This is a genomic window from Paenibacillus sp. FSL H7-0357 (assembly GCF_000758525.1).
GTDB lineage: Bacteria > Bacillota > Bacilli > Paenibacillales > Paenibacillaceae > Paenibacillus_AQ.
In genome coordinates this window covers 1,181,891-1,203,134 of sequence record NZ_CP009241.1, presented here as the reverse complement: position 1 = coordinate 1,203,134, position 21,244 = coordinate 1,181,891, and the positions used below count along the sequence as shown (strand labels likewise).

General features: G+C 49.8%; 18 protein-coding genes. 2 read left to right on the top strand and 16 right to left on the bottom strand.

All coding sequences use genetic code 11. From position 1 onward, the window contains the following. Positions 1–57 precede the first annotated feature (57 nt). From H70357_RS05315 to H70357_RS05305, 3 genes are all read right to left on the bottom strand, one after another. Positions 58–1,023, bottom strand: coding sequence for a helix-turn-helix transcriptional regulator (locus H70357_RS05315; protein ID WP_038586590.1), 966 nt, complete (start codon positions 1,021–1,023; stop codon positions 58–60). Positions 1,024–1,265: 242 nt separating this feature from the next. Then, on the bottom strand, positions 1,266–1,931 hold the full coding sequence (locus H70357_RS05310) for a hypothetical protein (protein ID WP_038586588.1): 666 nt from the start codon (positions 1,929–1,931) through the stop codon (positions 1,266–1,268). Positions 1,932–2,117: 186 nt separating this feature from the next. After that, complete coding sequence (locus H70357_RS05305; RefSeq protein ID WP_038586586.1) at positions 2,118–2,804, bottom strand: M50 family metallopeptidase; 687 nt, start codon at positions 2,802–2,804, stop codon at positions 2,118–2,120. Positions 2,805–3,076: 272 nt separating this feature from the next. On the opposite strand from H70357_RS05305, the gene H70357_RS05300 reads away from it, so the two are divergent. After that, a complete protein-coding gene (locus H70357_RS05300; protein ID WP_038586583.1) occupies positions 3,077–3,565 on the top strand; it encodes a hypothetical protein in 489 nt (162 codons plus the stop codon). 60 nt (positions 3,566–3,625) lie between these two features. Beyond that, positions 3,626–4,330 (top strand): AIM24 family protein, encoded by a 705-nt coding sequence (locus H70357_RS05295; protein WP_038586581.1) that lies wholly within the window; start codon positions 3,626–3,628, stop codon positions 4,328–4,330. Positions 4,331–4,490: 160 nt separating this feature from the next. On the opposite strand, the gene H70357_RS05290 is transcribed toward H70357_RS05295, so the two are convergent. The 13 genes from H70357_RS05290 to H70357_RS05230 form a co-directional block, all read right to left on the bottom strand. After that, complete coding sequence (locus H70357_RS05290) at positions 4,491–4,946, bottom strand: Dps family protein (protein WP_038586577.1); 456 nt, start codon at positions 4,944–4,946, stop codon at positions 4,491–4,493. 241 nt (positions 4,947–5,187) lie between these two features. Next, the gene (locus tag H70357_RS05285) at positions 5,188–6,660 is read right to left on the bottom strand and encodes a potassium/proton antiporter (protein ID WP_038586574.1); all 1,473 of its coding nucleotides are present in this window, start codon (positions 6,658–6,660) and stop codon (positions 5,188–5,190) included. Positions 6,661–6,916: 256 nt separating this feature from the next. Further along, positions 6,917–9,190 carry a copper amine oxidase N-terminal domain-containing protein gene (locus tag H70357_RS05280; RefSeq protein WP_052091838.1) on the bottom strand — a complete coding sequence of 758 codons (2,274 nt, stop codon included), beginning with the start codon at positions 9,188–9,190 and terminating at the stop codon, positions 6,917–6,919. 217 nt (positions 9,191–9,407) lie between these two features. Beyond that, positions 9,408–10,736, bottom strand: a complete 1,329-nt coding sequence (locus H70357_RS05275; RefSeq protein WP_038586571.1) for a UDP-glucose dehydrogenase family protein — start codon at positions 10,734–10,736, stop codon at positions 9,408–9,410. Positions 10,737–10,780: 44 nt separating this feature from the next. Continuing rightward, positions 10,781–12,124: a lipopolysaccharide biosynthesis protein gene (locus H70357_RS05270; RefSeq protein ID WP_052091837.1), complete on the bottom strand. Its 1,344-nt coding sequence runs from the start codon at positions 12,122–12,124 to the stop codon at positions 10,781–10,783. A 28-nt stretch (positions 12,125–12,152) separates the two neighbouring features. Further along, positions 12,153–12,701 (bottom strand): WcaF family extracellular polysaccharide biosynthesis acetyltransferase, encoded by a 549-nt coding sequence (locus tag H70357_RS05265; RefSeq protein WP_038586568.1) that lies wholly within the window; start codon positions 12,699–12,701, stop codon positions 12,153–12,155. Positions 12,702–12,704: 3 nt separating this feature from the next. Beyond that, complete coding sequence (locus tag H70357_RS05260) at positions 12,705–13,769, bottom strand: glycosyltransferase family 4 protein (protein WP_038598684.1); 1,065 nt, start codon at positions 13,767–13,769, stop codon at positions 12,705–12,707. A gap of 17 nt (positions 13,770–13,786) precedes the next feature. Continuing rightward, on the bottom strand, positions 13,787–15,160 hold the full coding sequence (locus H70357_RS05255; protein WP_038586564.1) for an O-antigen ligase family protein: 1,374 nt from the start codon (positions 15,158–15,160) through the stop codon (positions 13,787–13,789). A gap of 23 nt (positions 15,161–15,183) precedes the next feature. Then, entirely contained in the window at positions 15,184–15,852 is a 669-nt protein-coding gene (locus H70357_RS05250) for a CpsD/CapB family tyrosine-protein kinase (RefSeq protein ID WP_038586561.1), read from the bottom strand. Next, on the bottom strand, positions 15,833–16,582 hold the full coding sequence (locus H70357_RS05245) for a YveK family protein (RefSeq protein WP_038586558.1): 750 nt from the start codon (positions 16,580–16,582) through the stop codon (positions 15,833–15,835). Before H70357_RS05245 ends, H70357_RS05250 begins: the two co-directional genes overlap by 20 nt. A gap of 238 nt (positions 16,583–16,820) precedes the next feature. After that, entirely contained in the window at positions 16,821–18,560 is a 1,740-nt protein-coding gene (locus tag H70357_RS05240) for a phosphohexomutase domain-containing protein (RefSeq protein ID WP_038586555.1), read from the bottom strand. Between the two features lie 36 nt (positions 18,561–18,596). Beyond that, positions 18,597–19,970 (bottom strand): sugar phosphate nucleotidyltransferase, encoded by a 1,374-nt coding sequence (locus H70357_RS05235; protein WP_038586552.1) that lies wholly within the window; start codon positions 19,968–19,970, stop codon positions 18,597–18,599. Positions 19,971–19,985: 15 nt separating this feature from the next. Further along, positions 19,986–21,230 (bottom strand): glycosyltransferase family 4 protein, encoded by a 1,245-nt coding sequence (locus tag H70357_RS05230; protein WP_038586549.1) that lies wholly within the window; start codon positions 21,228–21,230, stop codon positions 19,986–19,988. Positions 21,231–21,244: the final 14 nt, after the last annotated feature.

The following is a 21,244-nucleotide window of genomic DNA, read 5'->3' as shown; positions in this document are numbered from 1 at the left end:
TAACTAACCTCATAGGGTTTAAGGGTATAATTAATGACAAAACAAAAAGATCCTGCTCTATTTGTAGACCAATAGCCACCTTTCCAGTTGAACCCTCATCATATCCCTATAGTAAAACGGCTCCACAATCTCCGCTTCCTCCTCGAATTTCATGATCCAACGAACAAATCCAATATCCTGTTCAACAGCTACCTTAAAGTGGAGAAAGCGGCTCTGGCGGTCCACCTTGCTCGGTTTTACAAACAACTCCTCATATTTGATCCAATCCATCATCCGTTCCGAAAATTTCACCTTGAATTCGATCTCCAGACTGTCTTGGTCCAAACGCCACTTCTGCTTCATAAAAGACTGCAGATCAAATTGCTCCTTGGAAAAAAAACGGTTCAACGGCCTGACACTCGAGAACCCGTTGATGTGAAAAGCCCGGATCATGCCAAAGCGGTGGCAGAAACCAATTAAATGATAGCGGTTCTCCAGCGGAACCAGGCAGTACGGATCGATCTGTATCTCCTTCTCTTCATAGGCATTTTCACTGTAATCCGCCTGAAAGCTTCGCTGTTTCATTATAGCCAGCAGAATTTCCGTCAGAAAAGGCGAAGGCTCCCCCTGCGAAGTCCCCCTCTCTGTCCAATGCTGCCCGGCTTCTTTTTTTACGCTTTCCATCTTCTCTTCCCTTTCCGCCTTCTGCTTATATTCCGCAGCCATGATTTTTTCATAGGCGTCTTCAAAATGCGCAGGCAGCAGTGGCTTAATGTCATTCATAATGCCGCGGAGCTGTGAAAATGCGGCCGATTCTTCTTCCGACAAATCTAAAGGATAGAGTGCAAAGTTCCCGATAAAAGCATATCCCTTCCCGTGCCCCAGGTGGGTAATAGGGATATGCATGGCACTTAGCGCATCCATATCCCGGTATATCGTTCTCTCACTGTTGCCGCAGCGTTCCGCCAGCTCACGGGCTAAAATTCCGGGTTTGGCCTGAACTAGCGTAATGATGCGCATCAGCCGGATTAATCGGTCTGTCATTTTCAGTTCCCCTTGATTTATGGTAAAATAGACCCATTATTTTAAATAAATTAGTTATATATATCTAAAAACAGGGAATTAATAACCTCGTTACAAAAATATAATAGAACTATTTTACTATATTACCACATTAATATATCGCTCTATCTGTCAGCTATTCTGGTTTGCACTCAGCGAAATAGTGCAGTTATGTATATGCCCTAGTTACCGGTTGTTGGATCTTAAACTGTGTATTCCTAGAGTCACCAGACCTGAATCCCAACGTCCAACTGCTTGTACAAAGCCTCCGCCTCTTTAACCAGCTGCATGTCTCCAGACTGGGTTGCCAGCAGCAGCAGATCATCCGCCTGTCTGCGCAACTTATCATAGGAAGCTGGGTCGGATGTCTTAGAACTTAAGGCCACTGCTTCTTCCATCACCATCGCTGTCTTGAGCAGCTCCAAATGCTTGGCTACATGAAAGCAACTGACCGTGCCGAGCACATCGGTATGGTGGGTATACTCTAGGCTTAGCTTATGCAAGGGCAGCTCGCGGATGCGTTCCACCGGGGGTTGTTTATATTGCCACTGCAGCCAGAGTGCTTCATGGTTTCCGGCTGGCATCGCCGCCATAGTGAATTCCAGCGCTATATATTTCCTCCCTCCCGCATGTATTTTACCAAGCTTAAGCAGCAGCGATCTGCCTTCCCCTGCCTCCACTACACATCCATAACATGCCTTCAGACTTACATGCGCTTCAAGCCATACTCTCAGTTCAATTTCACGGGCAACGACTTTGCGGCTTTTCTTGCGGGTTTCCACACCTTGGACCATGCCTTCCCACTCGACTAGCAAAACTACATCTCGAGCAGCTCCTGCAAAAATCCGGTTTTGACTCCATGTAAATATGGGCTGGATACTTGCTTGCATATTTCCACCTCTTTCTTTTTTTGGATCTTCTATTAATGTACCAATAATGGCGGACAACTCCTTGTCATGGAATATATGTTCGGACCTAGAATATCGACAAAAAAAGAGCCACTCCACTAAAAAGTGGATTGCCTCTTTGCGAAAGATCGTTCTTTTGTCTAAAGATGACGAAAAATTCGTGTAATTTCACCTATTCCCCAGTTTGCCGTTCCGGCGCTCTTCCTTGAACAAGAAACCCAGTGCCCCTTTGGCGCATAGCAATGAAAATAGAAGAAACAGCACTGCCCAAAAGATGGCCGGCAAAGGAGTCAACCTCGCCAGATTGGCCGCATCCCCTGCACGGGAGGGTGTAAATGCCGCAGACGATACCAGAAAAAGTGTACCCATTACGGATTCCTCAAGCGTGAGAAACGCCAGAAACAAGTAATAATATTTGCTGATCTTAGGCCAGAGAAACATCATTGCCAGATTCAGCGCAATAAAGCCGGTCAGCCACATCATGCCGAATCCGCCCCGCACATATAAAATCAGCATAATGAGTGCTATGGCGGTGGACAGCATCAGCCCCCATTGCAGCCGGTTTCTTCTATATAAATAGAACAGCAGCAAAGAGAATAACGAAGCCAGCGGATATCCGGCCAGCGACACCAGTATCGCTTGTGCTCCCGCACCAATGGCCGAATAGGTGACCCCGCTGTGATCGGCGTACAGCTCAATGCGCAGCACACTTCCCGAGAGCAGCAGGGTCATGAGCGCATGGCCGAACTCGTGAACCATCGTATCCAGATTGCGGAACAAGGAAGAGAACGGGATTAACCGCGTCAAAAAGGCAGAACCTGCCAGAAACAATAGCGTCTTGAGCCATTTATTCATCACATCAGCCCCTTTCCGTTCAAAGTATACGATAATTTGTACACCTGTGGTAGCAAAACCGAAACCTGAGTGTCTTTAATGCTGTATTACTTTTATGGTTATAGCCGCAAGCCCCAGGGTAAAAAAGCTTAAGTCCCTTTATATCCAAAACTCGGGACAAAAATGTGCTTTATCCGCCAAATGATGCCAGACTTCCCCTGTAAGGTACCCGGAAGTTGTCCGGCTATGTTAAAATAAAAGTAATATTAGCCTATACCAGGTGGTGATATGTAATGAAAAAACATGTAATGAGCAAATTGATCAAGCTGTTAAGTTCGGCCCTGCTGCTGCTTGGGATAACGGCAGCCCTGCCGGCTCCTGCGGCTCAGGCCAATTACTTCAGCGATATATATAAGGGATTGCAGAATTTCTCGGAATTGCCCGGTGAAGTTAATCAATTGCAGGAAAGCTACCAGCAAACGGTGGATGAGCTCCAGCAGACCAAAAATGAGCTGGGCGAAACGACCCAAGCCTTGGGACAGACACTGCAGGAGATGGAGACGTACCGTACCCAGAATGAGGCTCTTCAGGAGCAGAACCGCCAATTAAGCCTGGTGGTAGATGAATTGAAAAACGATCGTACGGCCCGGGAAAACTACTATAACCGGATTAAAGTTACGGTCATTACTGGGGTTGCCCTTATATTCGGTTATTTCCTGCTCACCCGGCTGCTTCGCTTCGCGATGCGCTACCGGTCCAGAAGAAGCGACCGGCTGCGGTAGTCCGCAAGGAGAGCGTTACCCGCAGAAACAAGAAGTCACAGGAACAAGGAAGTGTAAGCTATGAACGTTGATGTCCAGGATGAAGGCGACAGCGGCAGCGGACAAGCCGTTGCCTTTACTGTTGGAGAGAACGAAGAGGTTCATGTGCTGCATCCGCAGCAGATTATTGCATATCAAGGTCCCTCTTCAGGCCGGGCGGACCGGCTGATGGATGTCAAGGGCATGTACCGCAAGCGCAAGCTGATCCGCTCGGATCTGTCCGGGCCCTGCCGGTTCGTTGCCGCACTTCCTCCCGGTTATCGGATCAAAACGCTGCAGCTCGACGGAAAAAGCGATCTGCTCTATGATTTCAGGCATCTCTTCTTCTATAGTAAAGGGGTTACGATGCAGACCCGGGTGCTCAGCATGAAGAATATGCTCGTGACACGCGATGTCATTAAGGTGAAGTTCTCCGGCAGGGGCAGCATCGGCATCTTAACTGAGGGAACGGTATGCGAAGCGGAGCTGCATCCCTTCGATCCGCTGTATGTGGATGCCGGAAGCGTCATTGCCTACCCCGAGAATGCCAAGCTTGAGCTGACCGTCTACGGCAATCATCTGGCCAGCCAGCATATGAGCTATCATTGGAAGATGACAGGCCACGGGCCCGTGCTGTTCCAAGCCGGTCGCCAGAGCCGGCGCTTTGAACGCGACAACAATGAGGACGGGATTATCAAACGGTTTCTCCGTGAGGCTCTGCCATTCGGGGGAGTATTTATTAAGTAGGGATAAATACAAACCTTAATTAGCAAAAAGAGTGCCCGTGCGTATCACGCAAGGGCACTCTTTAATTTACAGACAATGCACACAACCCATAAACCCGGCCACAGCTTCTATACCGGGAATCACAGGCGGTTCCTGATTGTTGCTACTTGGTCACTTGGTCTTATGCCAGGTAGGCATTCAGCATCCAGGCGCTCTTCTCAACACTGCTTCTGATACCAATCAGCAGATCAGCAGTCGGTTGATCGCTCAGCTCTTCTGCTGCCGCGATGGAATGCTTCAGCTCTTCTGCAACAAGGGCAAAATCTTTTACGAGTTGGGTAACCATTTCTTTGGCGCTTTCGCCGCCGACAGCTTCCTTGAGCTCGGAGAGGGCCAGATATTGGGTCATAGTAGAGGCCGGTTGTCCGCCGATAGCTAGCAGGCGTTCAGCCAGCTCATCCACATAACCTGCAGCCTCATTGTACAGTTCTTCGAATTTGGCATGCAGCGTGAAGAATTGCGATCCGCTCACATACCAGTGGTAATGATGCAGTTTCACTCCGAGCAGGGTCCAGTTCGCAGTTTGGCGATTCAAAGCAGCGTGCAGTTCAGTCTGGCTCTTTACTTGTGTACTCATTCTAATAGCCTCCTATGGTTTGTATATATGTTATTGTATTTAGACTTGTTCTAAATCTATATACAATATAACATGAAGTTATACTTTTTGCAACGATTACGACGATTTTGTTGCTGCAAATTCTAGCATAACTTTCTGTTATACTCCTATTATTTGTGTCACATTGGAGCATAAGCACCTATATTGACACAAATCACATCATTGCGGCATAAAAAATTACATGAAATACAAGGATCTAAACCTAGGTAGTTTCCGCTTGAGCCGCCTTGCCTTTTCCGCTCCGGAAGATCGCCCGCATCTCGTCGCGTTTAGACTTCGGACTAAGCACATAGACTGTATCTCCTGCCTGAATGACGGTATTGCCATGCGGAGTGACAATATTCTTATCCCGTATGATCGCCGTGAAGAGAATATCATCAGGCAGCCCCAGCTCTGCAATCTGCATCCCGGCAATCGGCATAGAAGGCTGTATTCCAATATGATTGAATTCCGAGTCCGTCTTGCCAAGGGCCACAAGCTCCATGAGGGAAGGCTGCCCCGCTTCTTCCCGCCCGACCAGCTTCAGTCTGGAAGCAAGCGGTGAAATCGTCGTCCCCTGAATAACAGCCGAAGTAAGGACGACGAAGAAAACGACATTAAAGAACAGCCGTCCCTGCGGAAGACCCGCCAGCAGCGGATAGGTGGCCAGTACAATCGGCACGGCGCCGCGCAGGCCAGCCCATGAAATCAGTGTTTTTTCCCGGAAAGAGAATTTGGCAAAGAGCAGGCTTATAAATACCCCGGCCGGCCGGGCAATTACCATTAGGATGACGGATAGCAGCAGCCCGTCCCAAGCGATATTTGCAAGCTCCTGCGGGAACACCAGCAGCCCCAGAAGAATGAACATAGCAATCTGCATCATCCAGGCAAAGCCGTGATTGAAATTCATGATGGTGCGGTGATACATCAGTTCGGAATTCCCCAGCGTCAGGCCAATCACATAGACGGCAAGCAGTCCGCTGCCGTGTACCATGGCTGTAAGGCCATAGGTCAATACGGCAAACCCTATAGCCATTACCGGATACAGACCGGTGGAATCCAGGTTGATTCTGTTGATCAGATATACGGCCACCTTGCCGATAATGATCCCCAGCAGCAGGCCAATCCCCATTTCCCATACAAAGGACAGCAGCAGGCTCCAGATGGCAGTATCGGGATGCTGAATCCATTCAATCAGCGATACGGTCAGAAATACGGCCATCGGATCATTGCTTCCAGACTCAGCCTCCAGTGTGGAGGTCAACCTTTTGTCGATGTTTTTGCCGCCCAGAACAGAGAATACGGCGGCTGCGTCCGTTGAACCGACAATCGCTCCGAACAGCAGGCTTTCCGCCCAAGGCACTCCCAGTATGAATTTGGCGAAAACGCCTACTATGGCTGTAGTCAGCAGCACGCCCACCGTGGCCAAGGACAACGCCGGCGCCATAATCGGCCGGATATCCTTCATGCTGGTCTGCATCCCGCCTTCAAACAGAATCACGACCAGTGCAAAAATCCCGGCAATCTGGGTCAGGGATGCATTGTTAAAATAGACAAAGTGGCTGAGTACCATCCCCACCGCAATAAATAATACGAGCGCCGGCATGCCGAACCGTGTAGAGAATTTTGTGGAAAGCACTCCTACAAGCAGCAGCACCGCCAGCAGCATAATAATCTGATCTGCAAGATGAGTCATCGTTTACTTCGCACCCTTCTGATATGAAATCAAGCAGACGTTACCGCTCCTTGTGTTATTTACGTTATTAACCTCAAAAGTCTTTTCTTGAGTCAGCTGCGGTAAAGACTGCCGGGTGCCCTGCTCTGGTCATCTACACTTCCATACTGAATTTATAATGCTCAAACGGCCGTACATCATACATCTCTTCTATTAACTACATAACAAAAGCCTGACCTTGGAAGGTCAGGCTTACGGACTCATTTAACATTGACTATTATAATTCAAACTCCTCCGTTGAATCTGAAAGGCCGCCATTCTGCGTCCCCTTGTTATTTGCCACGGCAAGAATATACAGTTTATATTTTTTGCCTTTAATAATTGGACTACCGTTGACATCTATTGTTGATGCTGTAATTACCGGGTTCGTTCCGTTAGGAATGATCGACTTGTAAGAGGAAGCTGTCACCCCAAGCGCATCACCTAAGCCAAAACCCTGCTTGGCCGGAACTACTAATACCCGGTATTCAGAAATATTGGTCTCATTGGACGATTTGGTGAAGCGGGCCAGTATTCTGCTGTCGTTCACTTGATACGTGACGTTGGTTACAGAAACCACAGGGGTTTTGGAAGACAACGTAATGTCCGTGGATGCCTGGGACAAGACATTAGAACCTGAATAATTCCCACTACCAACAGATAATACATACACTTTGTAAGTGGTTCCCTCTTTGATCCAATTGCCGCGCACATCTCTGGAGGATGAATTTAATATTTGACTGGTGCTATTCTCTGATGTGCTCACCGCTGTATAGTTGGAGCTGGATATACGATTGGCTTCAGATACGCTGAAGTTGCTGTAATATGAGGTTGGCACCACCATGATCAGATATTTGCTGATGTACCTTTCGTCCGCAGCATGAGTAAAGGATACTTTCAAATCCCGTCCATCACCATTGTCGCTAACGTCGCTTACTGTTAGATTAGAAACGGCTCCCATACTGAAGTCAGTCAGCAGCGTAATAACCGATGAAGCGCTGGAAAGCACATTTGCACTTGAATTGCTTCCAACCGATAACACGTACACTTGATAACCAGTTCCATTTTTGATCAAATTACCCCGTACGTCTCTGGTTGATGAGGTCAGGATTTGATTGGTGCTGCTTCCTGATGTACTCACCGCTGTATAATTGGAGCTGGATACATTATTCGCTTCAGATACGCTGAAGCCGCTGTAGTAAGCTGTAGGTACGACCATAATCCGATACTGGTTAATATTAGCTTCGGCTGTGGGATGGACAAAGGACACTTTCATATCCCGGCCGTCTCCATAGTCATTAACATCACTAACGATGAAGCTTGAGATTCCTGTAGTGGACAACGTAATCGCGGATGACGCAGGAGACAGTACTTGATTGGCCGAATTCCTGCTATCTACCGCCATAACAAACACCCGGTAGCTCACACCCGACTTTATAAGCGCTCCATCGACATCCCTGGATCCTGAAGCCAAGACCTGAGAAAGATTATTTCCCGTCTTGCTGACTTGGGTGTAGTTAGAGCTGGAAACTGCGTTTGCTGCCGCCACATTGAAATTTGTATAGTTCGCTGCTTTGACTACAAATATCCGGTAAGAATTGACCTTCGATTCATCCGGCAACTTGTTGAAGCTGACGGACAAATCCCGTCCATCGCCATTATCCCCGACATCATTCACTTGTATATTGGTTGGTGCGGATACAATATTATTCACCAACGTAAGCGTTGCAGAACTATTCGAAAGGGCACTGGTATTATTCCCTTTGCCTACCGCCAAAACATAAGCAATATACGGCTGATTGACTTTAATTAATTCACCGCTGATATCCCTCGACCCAGCGTTCAGTTTAAACGTAGGATTAGCTCCGATAGACAATACAGTAGAATAATTGGACGGTGCGATCTGTTGGGCGGATGACAAGTTTAATGTGTTCCCCGCTTTCACAATCAATACCCTGTAATGATCAACAATGGACTCATCTGCCGCACGGACGAAGCTGACCTGCAGATCACGTCCGTCACCGCTGTCACTCACATCCTGCAGGACTACATTGGATGCCGGACTTACGCTTCCACCTTTACCTCCGGAAGTCGTTATGGACACTGTTCTCGCTTTGGAATTCCATACCACTTCCTGACCCAGAGCTTCGCTGACGAACCGTGTCGGAACCAGCGTTCTGCCCTTCAAACTTTGACCAGGCACATCGAGGATAACAGGCTTATTGTTAATCGTGGCAAGTGTGGAGCCAAGCTTCAATATAATCGTTGTATCCTCTTTTGTTGCTGTTACTGTTTTTGTCTGCTTATTCCACGTGGTGGTGGCATCAAAGGCTTCAAAAATGGCCCGTAACGGCACCAGCGTTCGTCCACGCACCGATATGGGGGGTTGATCAGTAGGTAAGGGAACACCGTCAATCACAATTTTGATAGGTGCATCTGCCTGAGCCGGGGACTGCAGCAGCATCGGGAACACCAGCAACCCCGCTAAAATCGAAATAAATAACTTCTTCACAAGCTCACCCTCCTGGATAATAAATAATTCCAATTTCTTGACTATCCCTTTGACGCATCAACCGGTCTAAAAGTTTCTCGATTTATAGGTTACAATAAATTAATCCAATTTCCATTCCCAGGCTAAGTAATCAGGGATATGGAAACGCAAAAAAAATCCCCGCCACACTTACGGCAGGGATTGATTTCGCGATCCGGCTGGATCGCCCCTTGCAAAGCTACACGACTTCCGGAATTTCAAACGGCTCCTGGAGCGAAGGCCGCCCTACCGGGTAATACCCGAAGCCCAATCCGCTTACCTGCTGCTCCGAGAAGGCGTTTCTGCCATCAATGAGGACGGTGCCGCTCATGGCTGCTTTTACCTCGGCCAGATTGATCTCTTTAAACTGCTTCCACTCTGTCAGCAGGCACAACGCGTCGCTGTCCTTCGCAGCTTCCAGCGCCGAGCTGCACCACTGGATCCCGGGATGATTCCGCAGCCGCCGGAAATTATCCATGGCCACCGGGTCGTATACCTTAGGAGTAGCGCCAAGCTGAATGAGCCTGTCTACGATCTCCAGTGCAGGAGCCTCCCGGACATCATCGGTTTCCGGCTTGAAGGCCAGCCCCCATAGTGCAATGGTTCTGCCTTCCAGGCTGCCCAGTGCCTGATGTAGCTTGCTGATGACACTATAGCGCTGTTCTTTATTGACTTCCACTACTGATTTCAGCAGCTTGAAATCATAATGCACATTGCCTGCGATTTGGATCAGCGCTGTTGTATCCTTGGGGAAGCAGGAGCCGCCATAGCCAATACCCGCTCCCAGAAACGAGGGCCCGATTCGTGTATCCAGTCCCATTCCCTTGGCTACCTCCGTGACATCGGCCTTTACCTTCTCGCAAATGTTGGCGATCTCGTTGATAAATGAAATTTTGGTAGCCAGAAAAGCATTGGAGGCGTATTTAATCATCTCCGCACTGCGGATGTCTGTGATCAATATTCTGGTGTTCAGCGGCTCATGCAGTCCGCTCAGCAGCTTGGAAGCACGCTGGCTGTCCGTCCCGATGATAATGCGGTCCGGAGCCAGCGTATCCCGGATAGCCGTTCCTTCACGCAGGAATTCCGGAAGCGAAGCAATATCGAACGGCCCTTCGTATAACTCGCTCAGCAGCTCACGGACTCTGTCATTGGTGCCTACCGGCACGGTGCTCTTCACGCAGACTACTTTATAACCGTTCATGGCCGCGCCGATCTCCCTTACGGCCGCATCGACGAACCGCAGATCTGCTTCACCGCTCGGCAGCGAAGGCGTTCCTACCGCTATAATTACCAGCTCTGCATCCGACACTGCACCGGACAGGTCAGTCGTGAAGCGGAGCCGGCCCGCCTCCATATTTGTGCAGGACATCTCTCCAAGCCCCGGCTCATAAATCGGAATGCCGCCACTCAGAAGCAGCTCAATTTTCTCCGCATCCTTATCGACACAATACACCTGATGGCCAAGCTCTGCATAGCATACACCTGACACCAAACCGACATACCCTGTTCCTATCACAGTAATGTTCATGTTTCTGCTCCTCATCAAAGTTTTGTGAGCTTAAATAGAAGAACTTATCCCCTGGCGATATCGCCGAGAGCGATCCTCGCCTCCCGCTGCTCCGCCTGTTTGGCAAGTGCCGCCTGCCTGGACAAGGCATGAAGAACCAGCGCAAAGCTGCAGACAAATCTTGTCCCCATCCCGATGCAAATGCTCCACGCGGCGCCGGTTGCCCCATAGACCGGGATCAGCAGGAAGGAGCTTGCGATAATGGATAAGCAGGTCAGCAGAAATACCGGAATTTGCAGCTTAATATAACGGGAGACGGTTAAAGCTGCACTGAGGCAGCCTGTCATATACCAGAGCGTACTTGCCAGCATGATAATAATGAAGACATTGTTGTACGCGGCATAATCGGGACTGTAGAGCAGGCTGAGCAGAAACTCACCCATGAAATAGGCAGCGGAAAGACCCGCTAGTCCGAGCAGCAGGCATAGGCCCATGATCTGCAGGAGCAGCCGTTTGAACCGCTGCAGGTTGTCCCGGTAGTAGCGCGACAGCCTCGGACTCGACGCCTGTGTCATTGCATTGACAAAGGTGCCTCCCGCCATCATGATGTAGGCGATCGCAGAATAGTACCCGAGCGCTTCCTCACCGCCGATATGCTGGAGAAAATAACGCGGAATGCTGCTGTTCAGGGAATCCAGCGTAGCGGTAATACCCAGTGGCAATACAAGCAGGAGCAGCCCCTTGAGCGTAGACCGCTCCCCTTTCCCGAAATCCTTCCAGAGACTCATCAGGCGGCCCTTCTTCAGTCTCCCTTCCGCCGAAACGCTGTGCAGCATGGCAGCCCCGTTCTTCATGTCGTAGAATAAGAGTATCCCTAGCCAGGCAAGCACAAGTGCTAAAGCTCCGGCGGCAATGCTTTGGGTCAGATAGACGCTTATCCCAAGCACAAGGACAGAGGACAAGCCTTTTAGAATCATGGATTTCCCGACATACTCCATCTTTTCATTCCGCTGGAATAATCCGAAATAAATATCCGAGACGGATTCGACCATTTTGGCTGCGCAGACGAACCAGACCACAAGAAGCGTATTCAGGGATAGCGGAATGAATGCAGTAACAGCGAGAATGAGGAGGAATACAGCCGTCATCGACAGCAGTCTGAGTGTTAAATATTGCTGGAATGAATACTGGTTGCTGGCATCGGTAGCCTGGAAATCACGAAGCTGGAAATTTGCAAACAGAATGACCGGAGCCGTAATTGACAGAGCCAGCACATACTGGCCGACCATGGCCGGGCTTCCGAGCTTCGCCAGCAAAACCACCATCCCCCATTGGGATAACGAATAAATTAAATTTCCGGTGAACAGCCACGAAAAGTTTTTGCCGGAGGCCTTCTTCATCATTCTCATTGCTACTCTCCTTTAATGGTGCAGCCTTTCAGCTCGTGAATCGTTCTTTGAAATACACGGCGGGAAATCCGACATGAACCTGGTTCGCGGGAATATCTTTCATCACGGTGCTCCTTGCCCCTGCAACCCCCATTTCATAGATTGTTACTCCGGGGTATACAAAGACATGGCTAGCCACCCATGCTCCGTCTTTCAGCTCTATCGGTTTCGTAATGAGACCGAAATGGGGATCATTCAGCTTATGGCTGCCTGTACACAAATAGGCGTTCTGGGATATCACACAATGGTCGCCGATCACGATGCTGTCCAGACTGTACAGCTCCGCATGGTCTCCAATCCAGGAATAATCACCGATCTTGACCTTCCAGGGATACGTGAACTTCGCCGAAGGCCTTATCCTTACCCCTTTGCCTACCTGTGCGCCGAACAGACGCAGCAAAGCGCTGCGGAAGCCATGCATATTGTGCAGCGACACTCTGAACACGGTTGCCTGTATCAGCCACCACAGCATTACTACAGCGCCGCTTCTCCCTCTAACGAACCAGGATTGATCATACTTCGCTAAGTTCATCTTCATTGTTCAGACCTCATCCATAATTAGTTCCAACCGCTTTAGATAGTCCGCTTCCTTATACCTGCGTAGAATCTTACTCCGGTTCTCATCAGCCATTTGCTTCATTCCGCTCCGGTCCTGAAGCAGTCCGGCGATGACTCCGGCAATCGCCTCCGGCGACTGCGGTTCGATCAGAAAGCCGTTCTCCTCGGATACGATGTCGGGAATGCCGGCATGTTTCGTCGAGATAATGGCCAGTCCGTTGCCCATTGCTTCAATTATGGAGATCGGCTGCCCTTCATTGGGATAATAGGTCGGAAGCGCAAAGATATCGCAGCGCTCCAGCAGCCGTTTCTTGCGCTCCCCGGTTACCACGCCATGATAAGACACTTTATCCTGCAGCCCGTTCTGCTGAATGTAGTCCAGGAACTCCTCCTCATCCTCCCGATTGAAGAAGCTGCCGGCAAAATGAAAATGAATGTCCCGGTCCCTGAGCCGTTCCGCTGCCATCAACAGATCGAAGTATCCCTTGCTCTTAATGAAATTGCTCAGATATACCACCTCAAGCGGCTTTCCGGTTTCCATCAGCCTGAAGATTTTGCTCTCGTATTCCCATGAGGTTAAGAGCTGGCTGTCCTCAATGCAGTTCTCGCAAATTCTGATTTTCCCGGCATCGACAATCCCGGAAAACAGGCATTCCAGACTTTTGCTGAGGACAATCATCACATCCACTTTCGCGAGCAGTTTCTTGTTGATAGCCCGCTGCAGGGGATTAAACTGGCTGTACAGCTGTCTGAAGTAGCCGCCGTGATAATGAATGACCACTTTTTTACCCTTCTTGAACAGATTGGCCAGAATAAGCATATCCCGCAGATTGCCCCACTTGGATTGTGAAATGGTAAAGTAAAAAATATCTGTGTCCTGGCGGTTGATCATGCTCATATGAGCAGCAACTTTCTTATTGTCCTTAATATCCACATGGGTAAGTTCGTATTTTTCGTTAAAAAGCCGGGAATTCAGAAGTGTCTCGAGTGCTTTGGACAATCCGTGTACAGGCGGGGGAAATTGGCCGATAATGCAGATTTTCTTCATTATGATCACCTTCATTGTCACTTGGGATAATGTTCTGACCTCCGCAGCTGGACCCACGGGCCCGAATGCATCTTAGCCATCTTTCTTTTATTCTCTGTGCTCTCCGCCTTGCCAATCCGCAGCCGGGACACCTCCTCGCTCTGCAGAATAGCCACCCAAAAGAGCACTTGGATGAAGGCAAAAGAATCAAATTGCAGAAGCGAATACAACAGCAGGACGACCATCAGCTTCGGGAAATTGCCCTTGTGGCTGAGCCTTACTAAAGAGAGCAATAAAAAAATCAGCATAATCCCCAGCAGGCCGAATTCCGACAGCAGCCGGGTGTACATGTTATATTGCGGTAGGGTCAGATTGTATTTAGCGTCCCTAAGCTCCTCGTTCTCTTCAAGGGTGTCAGCGGGAATATGGTCCAAATTATGCATAAAGCCGTAATAGTAATTCCCCATTCCATACCCGAACCACGGCTTATCGAGAAAGGATCGAAAACCCAGGCTGGAGTAAGTGCTCCTGATGCTGAATGAATTATCTTCCGTAATACTGGCAGGATCCTCGTAGATATGCAGAATACGGTAGTAATGATCGGATTTTAATTGAAAGAGATTGTTAACAAACACGATATTCAGCAGAACAGCAGCAGCCGCAAGGTACATCATAAACTTCATGAATAACATCAGGAACTTTTCGGGCTTGCTGGTAACAATGACATACACGACCACAAAAAACAGCAGATCCAGATAGTAACGGATAGACAAGGAGAGCAGCGATAACGGGATAAAGATCCATAACAGCACTTTGTCGGATTTCGTTAAATAATTGTATTTCTTCAGGATAAGATAGGCCGGGAACAGCAGCAGATTGGTATGAAGTCCGATGTAGGATGGCTCCGAGAATGTAAAATGCAGCCGTCCTGCGGTGACGTAAGAATCCCTCTGGACGAAAAAACCGATTACACTGCTTAGCGCGCCGCTATGAAAGGCATACATATATACAAGCTGGAGCAGACCGATTATGACGGCCAGCCAATATCCTCTGAACATCCAGCGGAACAAGGTCAGGAATGAATCCTTGCGGTGTTCGCTCGAATGCACATATATTCTGAAGCTCAGATAGATGATAATGCCGGCGGCCAGAGAAACCACTGCATCCTGAAGCCCCGCAAAGGAGTAATTGTTCTGCAGGCCCAGGATTGCGGAGATCAGGACTGCCGATACCAGAACGATAAAGATCCAGATCTCCTTTCTCTGGAACTTCATCCGGATCAGTACCGGAATCTTGAGTACACAATACAGTACGATAAAAATCAGAGAAACCGGCTTGTATGCTCCGCCGAACATATAGGGGAAATTGTCCAGCGGGAGCAATGCAAAAGCGAGATAAATGAAAGCATTCATAGCTATTCTCCTGTACTCTTCTTCTAGTAGATAAAACGGCCGGCATTTTTGCGGTTGACGTTGCTCAGGACGGCCCCAAGCACCCGTGCCTTAACCAGCGCCAGACTCTCTCTGGCCTTAAGCGCAGCGCCATTCTTCACCTTGCCCGGCTTGACTACCAGAAGGACGCCGTCACACTGGGCCGCGATGATCTGGGCATCGCTGTAGGTCAGCAGTGCGGGGGTGTCAATCAGGATAAGATCGAACTTCCCGCTAAGCTCAGCCAGCAAATCTTTCATCCGCGGCGAGGTCAGCAGCTCCGCAGGGTTGCCGGAGAGGGGTCCGGCCGGAAGCAGCGTCAATGTTCCGTCAAGCACAGGCACAAGCACTTCCTCCAGCAGAGCCTGGCCATTTAGAACCGCGCTGATTCCCGGGTTTTGCTCTACATTAAATATGGAGTGCTGGGACGGGCTGCGCAGGTCCGCATCAATCAGCAGCACTTTTTTCCGGCACTGCGCGTAAGCCATCGACAAGTTGGCAGCAGTCGTGCTTTTGCCCTCGCCGCTTAATGCCGAAGTAATCATGAGCGTCCGGATGCCTTCATCCTGGTGCGAATAATCAAGAGTAGTCCGCAGCTTGCGGTAGGCCTCGGCAGCCGGGGAATCCAGACTGGGATCCGCAATCAGATAATGCTTAGACTTCGAACGTGACATTCTTCTTCCTCCTCGTCGGCTTGGCTGTATTTCTCGGGGCTGCCACCCGGTCCCGCTGTGTAATCGCCGGGACTGCCGAATACGTAGAGAGACCCAGCACATCGCGGATATCCGCTTCCGTCTTGATCGTATCGTCCAGGTAATCGAGCAAGAACATAAGTCCCGTTCCGATCATCAGGGACAGAACGAGTCCGATAATCATATTGAGCAGCGGCTGCGGTGATGTGGGATCTGGAGTATCAGCCGGATTGGCTTCGCTGAGGACGCTGATATTATCTATTTTCATCACCTTGGGCACTTCTGACTGGAATATGGCAGCCACTGCATTCACAATTGCAGCTGCCTGAGCGTAAGAAGTATCCACTGTCTCCAGGGACATCACCTGGGATTCCTCGACGGCGGATACAGTTACCTTCTTCAGCATTTCATCGGATGTGAGGCCAAGCTGAGGATACTGCTGGACGACCAGATTCATGATCCTCGGCGACATTATGATCTCCTTGTAGGTCGCTATCAGCCGGATGTTGGAGTTGATGGTGCTTAGATCCAGCTTGCCGCCAAGCAGTTCAACCTCCTGCTTGGGGGTTACAATAAGCTTCGTTGACGCCGTATACTGCTTCTCGGTGTATTCATACGTGTATATTCCCGTGGCGGTAGTAATCACAACAACAAGCAGGACCAGCAGCCATAATCGCTTTCGGATTACGGTCCAATACTGTTTTAACTCCACTCAAATTCCTCCATTCGAATTATTAGAACGAATAAACAAATAATAATTATTCAATACGCGACTACAAGACATAAACTATTGCTTTAACCCGTTTCCATGCCTCTTTACATACCCATTTTCAACATTCCGCAATTTCAGACAGTCTCTAAGGCTCTCAAAAAATACCTCGATAAGAGTATTTGTCGACTCAATTATATTCGTTTCGAATAACATTGTAAACAAATAAAAATTTTCAGTTTCACAGCATGCTTTCCAGCATGAACAGCACGTCGGATCGTATAGCTGCAAGCTTCCGCCTGCTGGCAAGGCTGTCAGAAGCATGGCTGCCGAGGAACAGCTGAATGCCCGGCTGTGCAGATACCGGCCGCAGACCATACCAGGACCCGTCCTCCATTATAAATTTGAGCGCGTCATACCGCGGCATATCCAGCGCCAAATGTTTGCCTTTGGCCAGTTGGATATGCTCCCGGGCCCGGAAGTCATACAACTGCTCAACCTTTAATCCGCCCACTACTCTTAACGCATCCTTGCTCAGCCGCCCCATGATAAAGCTCACCCTCTGCCGGCCTTCAAGTCCGCGGTATGTAAGCTCTATCCTGTCATCTGCGAACCAGCCGTGCTCCGCATACAAGTCCAGCAGCTCTTTGCCAAGTGTTCTGCCCCTGGACTTAAAATAGGCTGACATCTCGGCAATCAGCACAGCATACTGAATGGCGTCACTGCCAGCAATGGAGCCCCCGACCGCAAATCCGCCGTCCTCATCGTAACCGAACAGAAAAGGGAGATTGCCCGAGCGGCAAAATTTCCCCAGCGATGCCCCTCCGCCAAAACCTCCGGTAACATTGATCGTCTTAATCCCCTCTTTTCGGGCAATAGACGAGGCAAGATCACTTGTAAAAAAAGACTTAAGCAGCACTCCACCGGCAGTGCTTCCCCCTCTGTTGTTCTTTTGCCGCAAAAGATAGTGGAGAAGCAGCGCCGCCGTTTCACTGTGGCTTAATACAAGATACTTGCCCATTTCCGTCTTAATGGACAAGGCCAGCTCACTATACTGCGGGTTGAACGCCAGAATCAGATCGGCATTCATCTCCGCAGCCGCCTCATTCGCCAGCCGCCAATCGTACAGCTCAAAGTATTGGGAGGATGACTTCGCGCTCTGCAGCTTCGGGTCCTGAACGACATGTACCGAGGTAAAGCCGGAACGCAGAAGCGTGCTGCGCAGCAGTCCTGCCTCCCCCTGCCCCGGCTGGATATAAAGGATACGCACAGAAGCGCCCATGATTTGATTGATTTCCCGGGAGACCGGAATCCGTTCCACATCTTCCAGATAGGCGCTGGCGACTTCCTCCCCGGTAAAGACAAGCCGGCCTGTACGGGCCGCCTCCTCTACATTCATCAATCCGATATGAAGCCCATCTTCCCACTGCTCCATGTAACGGGCCAAGCGCAGGTTGGTCTCCGTCTCTACCGGCATTCCATGCTCATCATAAAGGGTGCAGCCGCTGTAGCCGGAGGCCTCCCCCCCGCTCGACATGAGCAGCCCTCCGGCAGCATGTAAATACCGTACGGCAAATGCCAGTTCACCTGCGGGAGAAGGCTGGCGGAACAGATAACATTTCACCTCATGATTCGCCAGAACGAGCGCCGCCTGCTCCGCAAGCCCTTTGGAAAAGGACGTTGAATCATAGCCGATGGCTATGCCTCTCTGCCCGGCGGCAAAGCCGCGGCTCTTAATCTCCTCAGCCAGTCCCCGGCAAACGCGGCGGATCGTAAATATATTCATCCGGTTCGTTCCAACCCCGGTAATTCCGTAAATGCCATGATCCTCAAGCTGCAAATCCTGATAGAAGCGGTCGATAATTTCCGCAGACTTCAGCTCATTCAGCTCTTTGCTGAGATAAGCGGGCAGCTCTGCATTTTTCCAGCGGTTATAACGCCTCTGAACGATTTCCTCCAGCTGATCGGCGATTGCATGCATGTGTTGGCCTCCTTTGGGTTAGGATGATTCGGCTATTCAGGAGGTTTTGAAGCAATGCTGTGACATCTCATCCCATGTAGGGTACAGCTCAAGCATCCGGTTAGGTTCCCGTACCTGCCCGCTTTGGACCACTATCATCTCCAGGTCGGCAGAAGCTCTGAGCGTATGCAATGTCTTCATCGGAATATGCAGGACATTGCCCGGGCCGATAAGCATGAAATTCCCGTTCTGCACAAACTCTGCCTCTCCCTTAATAATGGTCCAAACCTCTTCCCGGCTGGTGTGCATCCGGTAACTGAGGCTTTTGCCGCCAAGAATGCATACCCGTTTAGTAACGGCACAGCGTCCGTCCTCATACGACTGGTCATCCAGTATTCTTACCCAGCCCCATTGACGCTCTTCATACATCGGTCCCTGATTATAATCAATGTAGTCCTTGATTCTCGGGCTTTCGCTCTTGTCTGTGACCAGAATCCCGTCCGGGCTCACCGCCACGACAATATCGGATAAACCGATAATGGACACGGGGATATCAATCTCATTGATCAGGTGGGTGTTGCTGCAATCCCCGCTGATCGTTCCTCTGCCGATTTGATTGTTTTTCATCTCTTCTGTAAGAGTGTTCCACGTCCCGAGATCCTTCCAATAACCTTCATAGGGAACCACAGTGATATGGGCTGCCTTCTCAACCACTTCATAATCAAAGCTGATCTTGGGCAGCTGGTCATATTGCTCCGACAGCTCCTCGTAGTTCACAGGCAAGCCTTGCCCGCTCAATATATCGATAAGATAGCCGAGCCTAAAGGCAAACACTCCGCAGTTCCACAGGGCGCCCTGGGCAATCAGGTTTTTGGCCTCCTCTTCCTGCGGTTTCTCACGGAAATGGCTGACTTTCAGGCTGCCGCCGGAGGAATCCGCACCGCTTTCAGGGATGATATAGCCGTACTTGGAAGAGGGATACGTGGGCTGTACGCCGATCAGTGCGAGATCCGCTCTCGTTGCCGACACAACCTCCTCCAGCTGCTTGACGGTATCAAAAAAGCGGTTTTCCACAAACGGGTCCACCGGCAGAATGGCGATCACTTCATCCGGATCCACTCCAATAAAGGAATACAGATAGGCCGCTGTAAGCGCGATGGCCGGGAAGGTATCCCTGCGTTCCGGCTCGATGATCAGAGGCACATGCGGGCCGAGCTGGCTGTGCATCATTTCAATCTGCGATTTCCCCGTAGCTACAAACGTGGATGCACCCAGTCCGCTGCGCTCAATCTGCCCCCATACCCTCTGGACCATAGAGACCATTTCCTTCTCTTCGTTCTCCAGTACTTTGAGAAACTGCTTGGAGCGGGAATCGTTGGATAACGGCCACAATCTTTTTCCGGAACCCCCGGACAATAACACCAGCTTCATGAATTCCCCCACCTTTTATGAGATTTTTAAAGACAGCAGCAGCTCTCTATAACGTTCAAGAGACAGTTCCCTTCTTAAATACTGTTCCAAATAGGCTCTTCCCCGCATCCCGCAGGCCTCCAGCTCTTCACTATCCCATTCATAAAAAGCCAGCACGCTGCGGACAACCTCCTCATAACTGTGAGGCTCGACGAGAAGACCGCAGTTGCTTTCCCGAATCAGCCGGTACGCCTCACTTCCGTTCTCAAGGACACCAAGCACCGGCTTGCCTGCAGCCATGACCCCGTAGATTTTACTGGGAACGGAGACACCCTTGATTCCCTTCTGATTAACTACCAGATGTACATGGGCAGCGTTCAGGGAGTACACCAGATCCTCTTTCGGCTGGTAAGGCAGAAAATAGACCTGCGAGAGTTCGTGCTCCGCCACATATTCCTGCATTTTGGCTTTCACTGCTCCCTCTCCGATAAAGACGAAGGCGAGATTATCGAGATGACGGAAGGCTGCCGTCTGCTTGACCAGGTTCTCCAGATCGTAATAGAGTCCGAGGTTTCCGGAATACATCACAATGAATTTATTCTGCAGGCCATGCTTCTCGAGGAAGCCCTGGACCTGTGGATGCTCCCTGCTTAAGGGAATAATCTCCTGTTCATTGGTCCAATTGTTAATGACGGTATTCTCTGTCACCTTCTTGTTGGCAAACCGTCTCAGCAGGGTCTCCTGCATATCCTGGCCTACCGTAATAATGTGATCCGCCAGCTTGCAGTTCAGGGTGTCCACCCATTGGGCAAGCTTCATCAGCCTGGCATTCTGCATGAAGCCGACCGCCTTCGCCTGCTCCGGGTTGAAATCCTGGATATTATAAATATGCTTCGACCGTTTCAGCAGCTTGCCGATCGTTCCGATCAGCCCCCCGAGGATCGGCGGCTGTGAGATCGTATAGATAAAATCCACGTTTCTTTGCTTCAGCACGGCAACAATGGCATAAAAAAAGTAGGTTACGATATATCGCAGCCTACTCCATTTATTCAGCTTATTGACCACAGGAAGACGGATACGGATAATTTCAATATTTTCCAGGTGATCGGTAATGAATCTTCTCTTCTCTGTGTTCGCCTCCCCGGAATAGCCGGGCTGCGAAGCAATGACGGTAATTTGAAAGTCATTCTGCAGATGCAGGCACAGCTCGGTCAGCAGTTGGCCGGTGGAAGCATAATCCGGGTAAAAATAATTGATCACGAACACAATTTTCGGCTTCATAGCCTTGCACCTCT

What these genes read in the sequence shown, in the direction of transcription:
- H70357_RS05315 (WP_038586590.1), bottom strand. Translation starts at nt 1,023, where the DNA reads ATGACAGACCGATTAATCCGGCTGATGCGCATCATTACGCTAGTTCAG.
- H70357_RS05310 (WP_038586588.1), bottom strand. Translation starts at nt 1,931, where the DNA reads ATGCAAGCAAGTATCCAGCCCATATTTACATGGAGTCAAAACCGGATT.
- H70357_RS05305 (WP_038586586.1), bottom strand. Translation starts at nt 2,804, where the DNA reads ATGAATAAATGGCTCAAGACGCTATTGTTTCTGGCAGGTTCTGCCTTT.
- H70357_RS05300 (WP_038586583.1), top strand. Translation starts at nt 3,077, where the DNA reads ATGAAAAAACATGTAATGAGCAAATTGATCAAGCTGTTAAGTTCGGCC.
- H70357_RS05295 (WP_038586581.1), top strand. Translation starts at nt 3,626, where the DNA reads ATGAACGTTGATGTCCAGGATGAAGGCGACAGCGGCAGCGGACAAGCC.
- H70357_RS05290 (WP_038586577.1), bottom strand. Translation starts at nt 4,946, where the DNA reads ATGAGTACACAAGTAAAGAGCCAGACTGAACTGCACGCTGCTTTGAAT.
- H70357_RS05285 (WP_038586574.1), bottom strand. Translation starts at nt 6,660, where the DNA reads ATGACTCATCTTGCAGATCAGATTATTATGCTGCTGGCGGTGCTGCTG.
- H70357_RS05275 (WP_038586571.1), bottom strand. Translation starts at nt 10,736, where the DNA reads ATGAACATTACTGTGATAGGAACAGGGTATGTCGGTTTGGTGTCAGGT.
- H70357_RS05270 (WP_052091837.1), bottom strand. Translation starts at nt 12,124, where the DNA reads ATGAGAATGATGAAGAAGGCCTCCGGCAAAAACTTTTCGTGGCTGTTC.
- H70357_RS05265 (WP_038586568.1), bottom strand. Translation starts at nt 12,701, where the DNA reads ATGAAGATGAACTTAGCGAAGTATGATCAATCCTGGTTCGTTAGAGGG.
- H70357_RS05260 (WP_038598684.1), bottom strand. Translation starts at nt 13,769, where the DNA reads ATGAAGAAAATCTGCATTATCGGCCAATTTCCCCCGCCTGTACACGGA.
- H70357_RS05255 (WP_038586564.1), bottom strand. Translation starts at nt 15,160, where the DNA reads ATGAATGCTTTCATTTATCTCGCTTTTGCATTGCTCCCGCTGGACAAT.
- H70357_RS05250 (WP_038586561.1), bottom strand. Translation starts at nt 15,852, where the DNA reads ATGTCACGTTCGAAGTCTAAGCATTATCTGATTGCGGATCCCAGTCTG.
- H70357_RS05240 (WP_038586555.1), bottom strand. Translation starts at nt 18,560, where the DNA reads ATGCATGCAATCGCCGATCAGCTGGAGGAAATCGTTCAGAGGCGTTAT.
- H70357_RS05235 (WP_038586552.1), bottom strand. Translation starts at nt 19,970, where the DNA reads ATGAAGCTGGTGTTATTGTCCGGGGGTTCCGGAAAAAGATTGTGGCCG.
- H70357_RS05230 (WP_038586549.1), bottom strand. Translation starts at nt 21,230, where the DNA reads ATGAAGCCGAAAATTGTGTTCGTGATCAATTATTTTTACCCGGATTAT.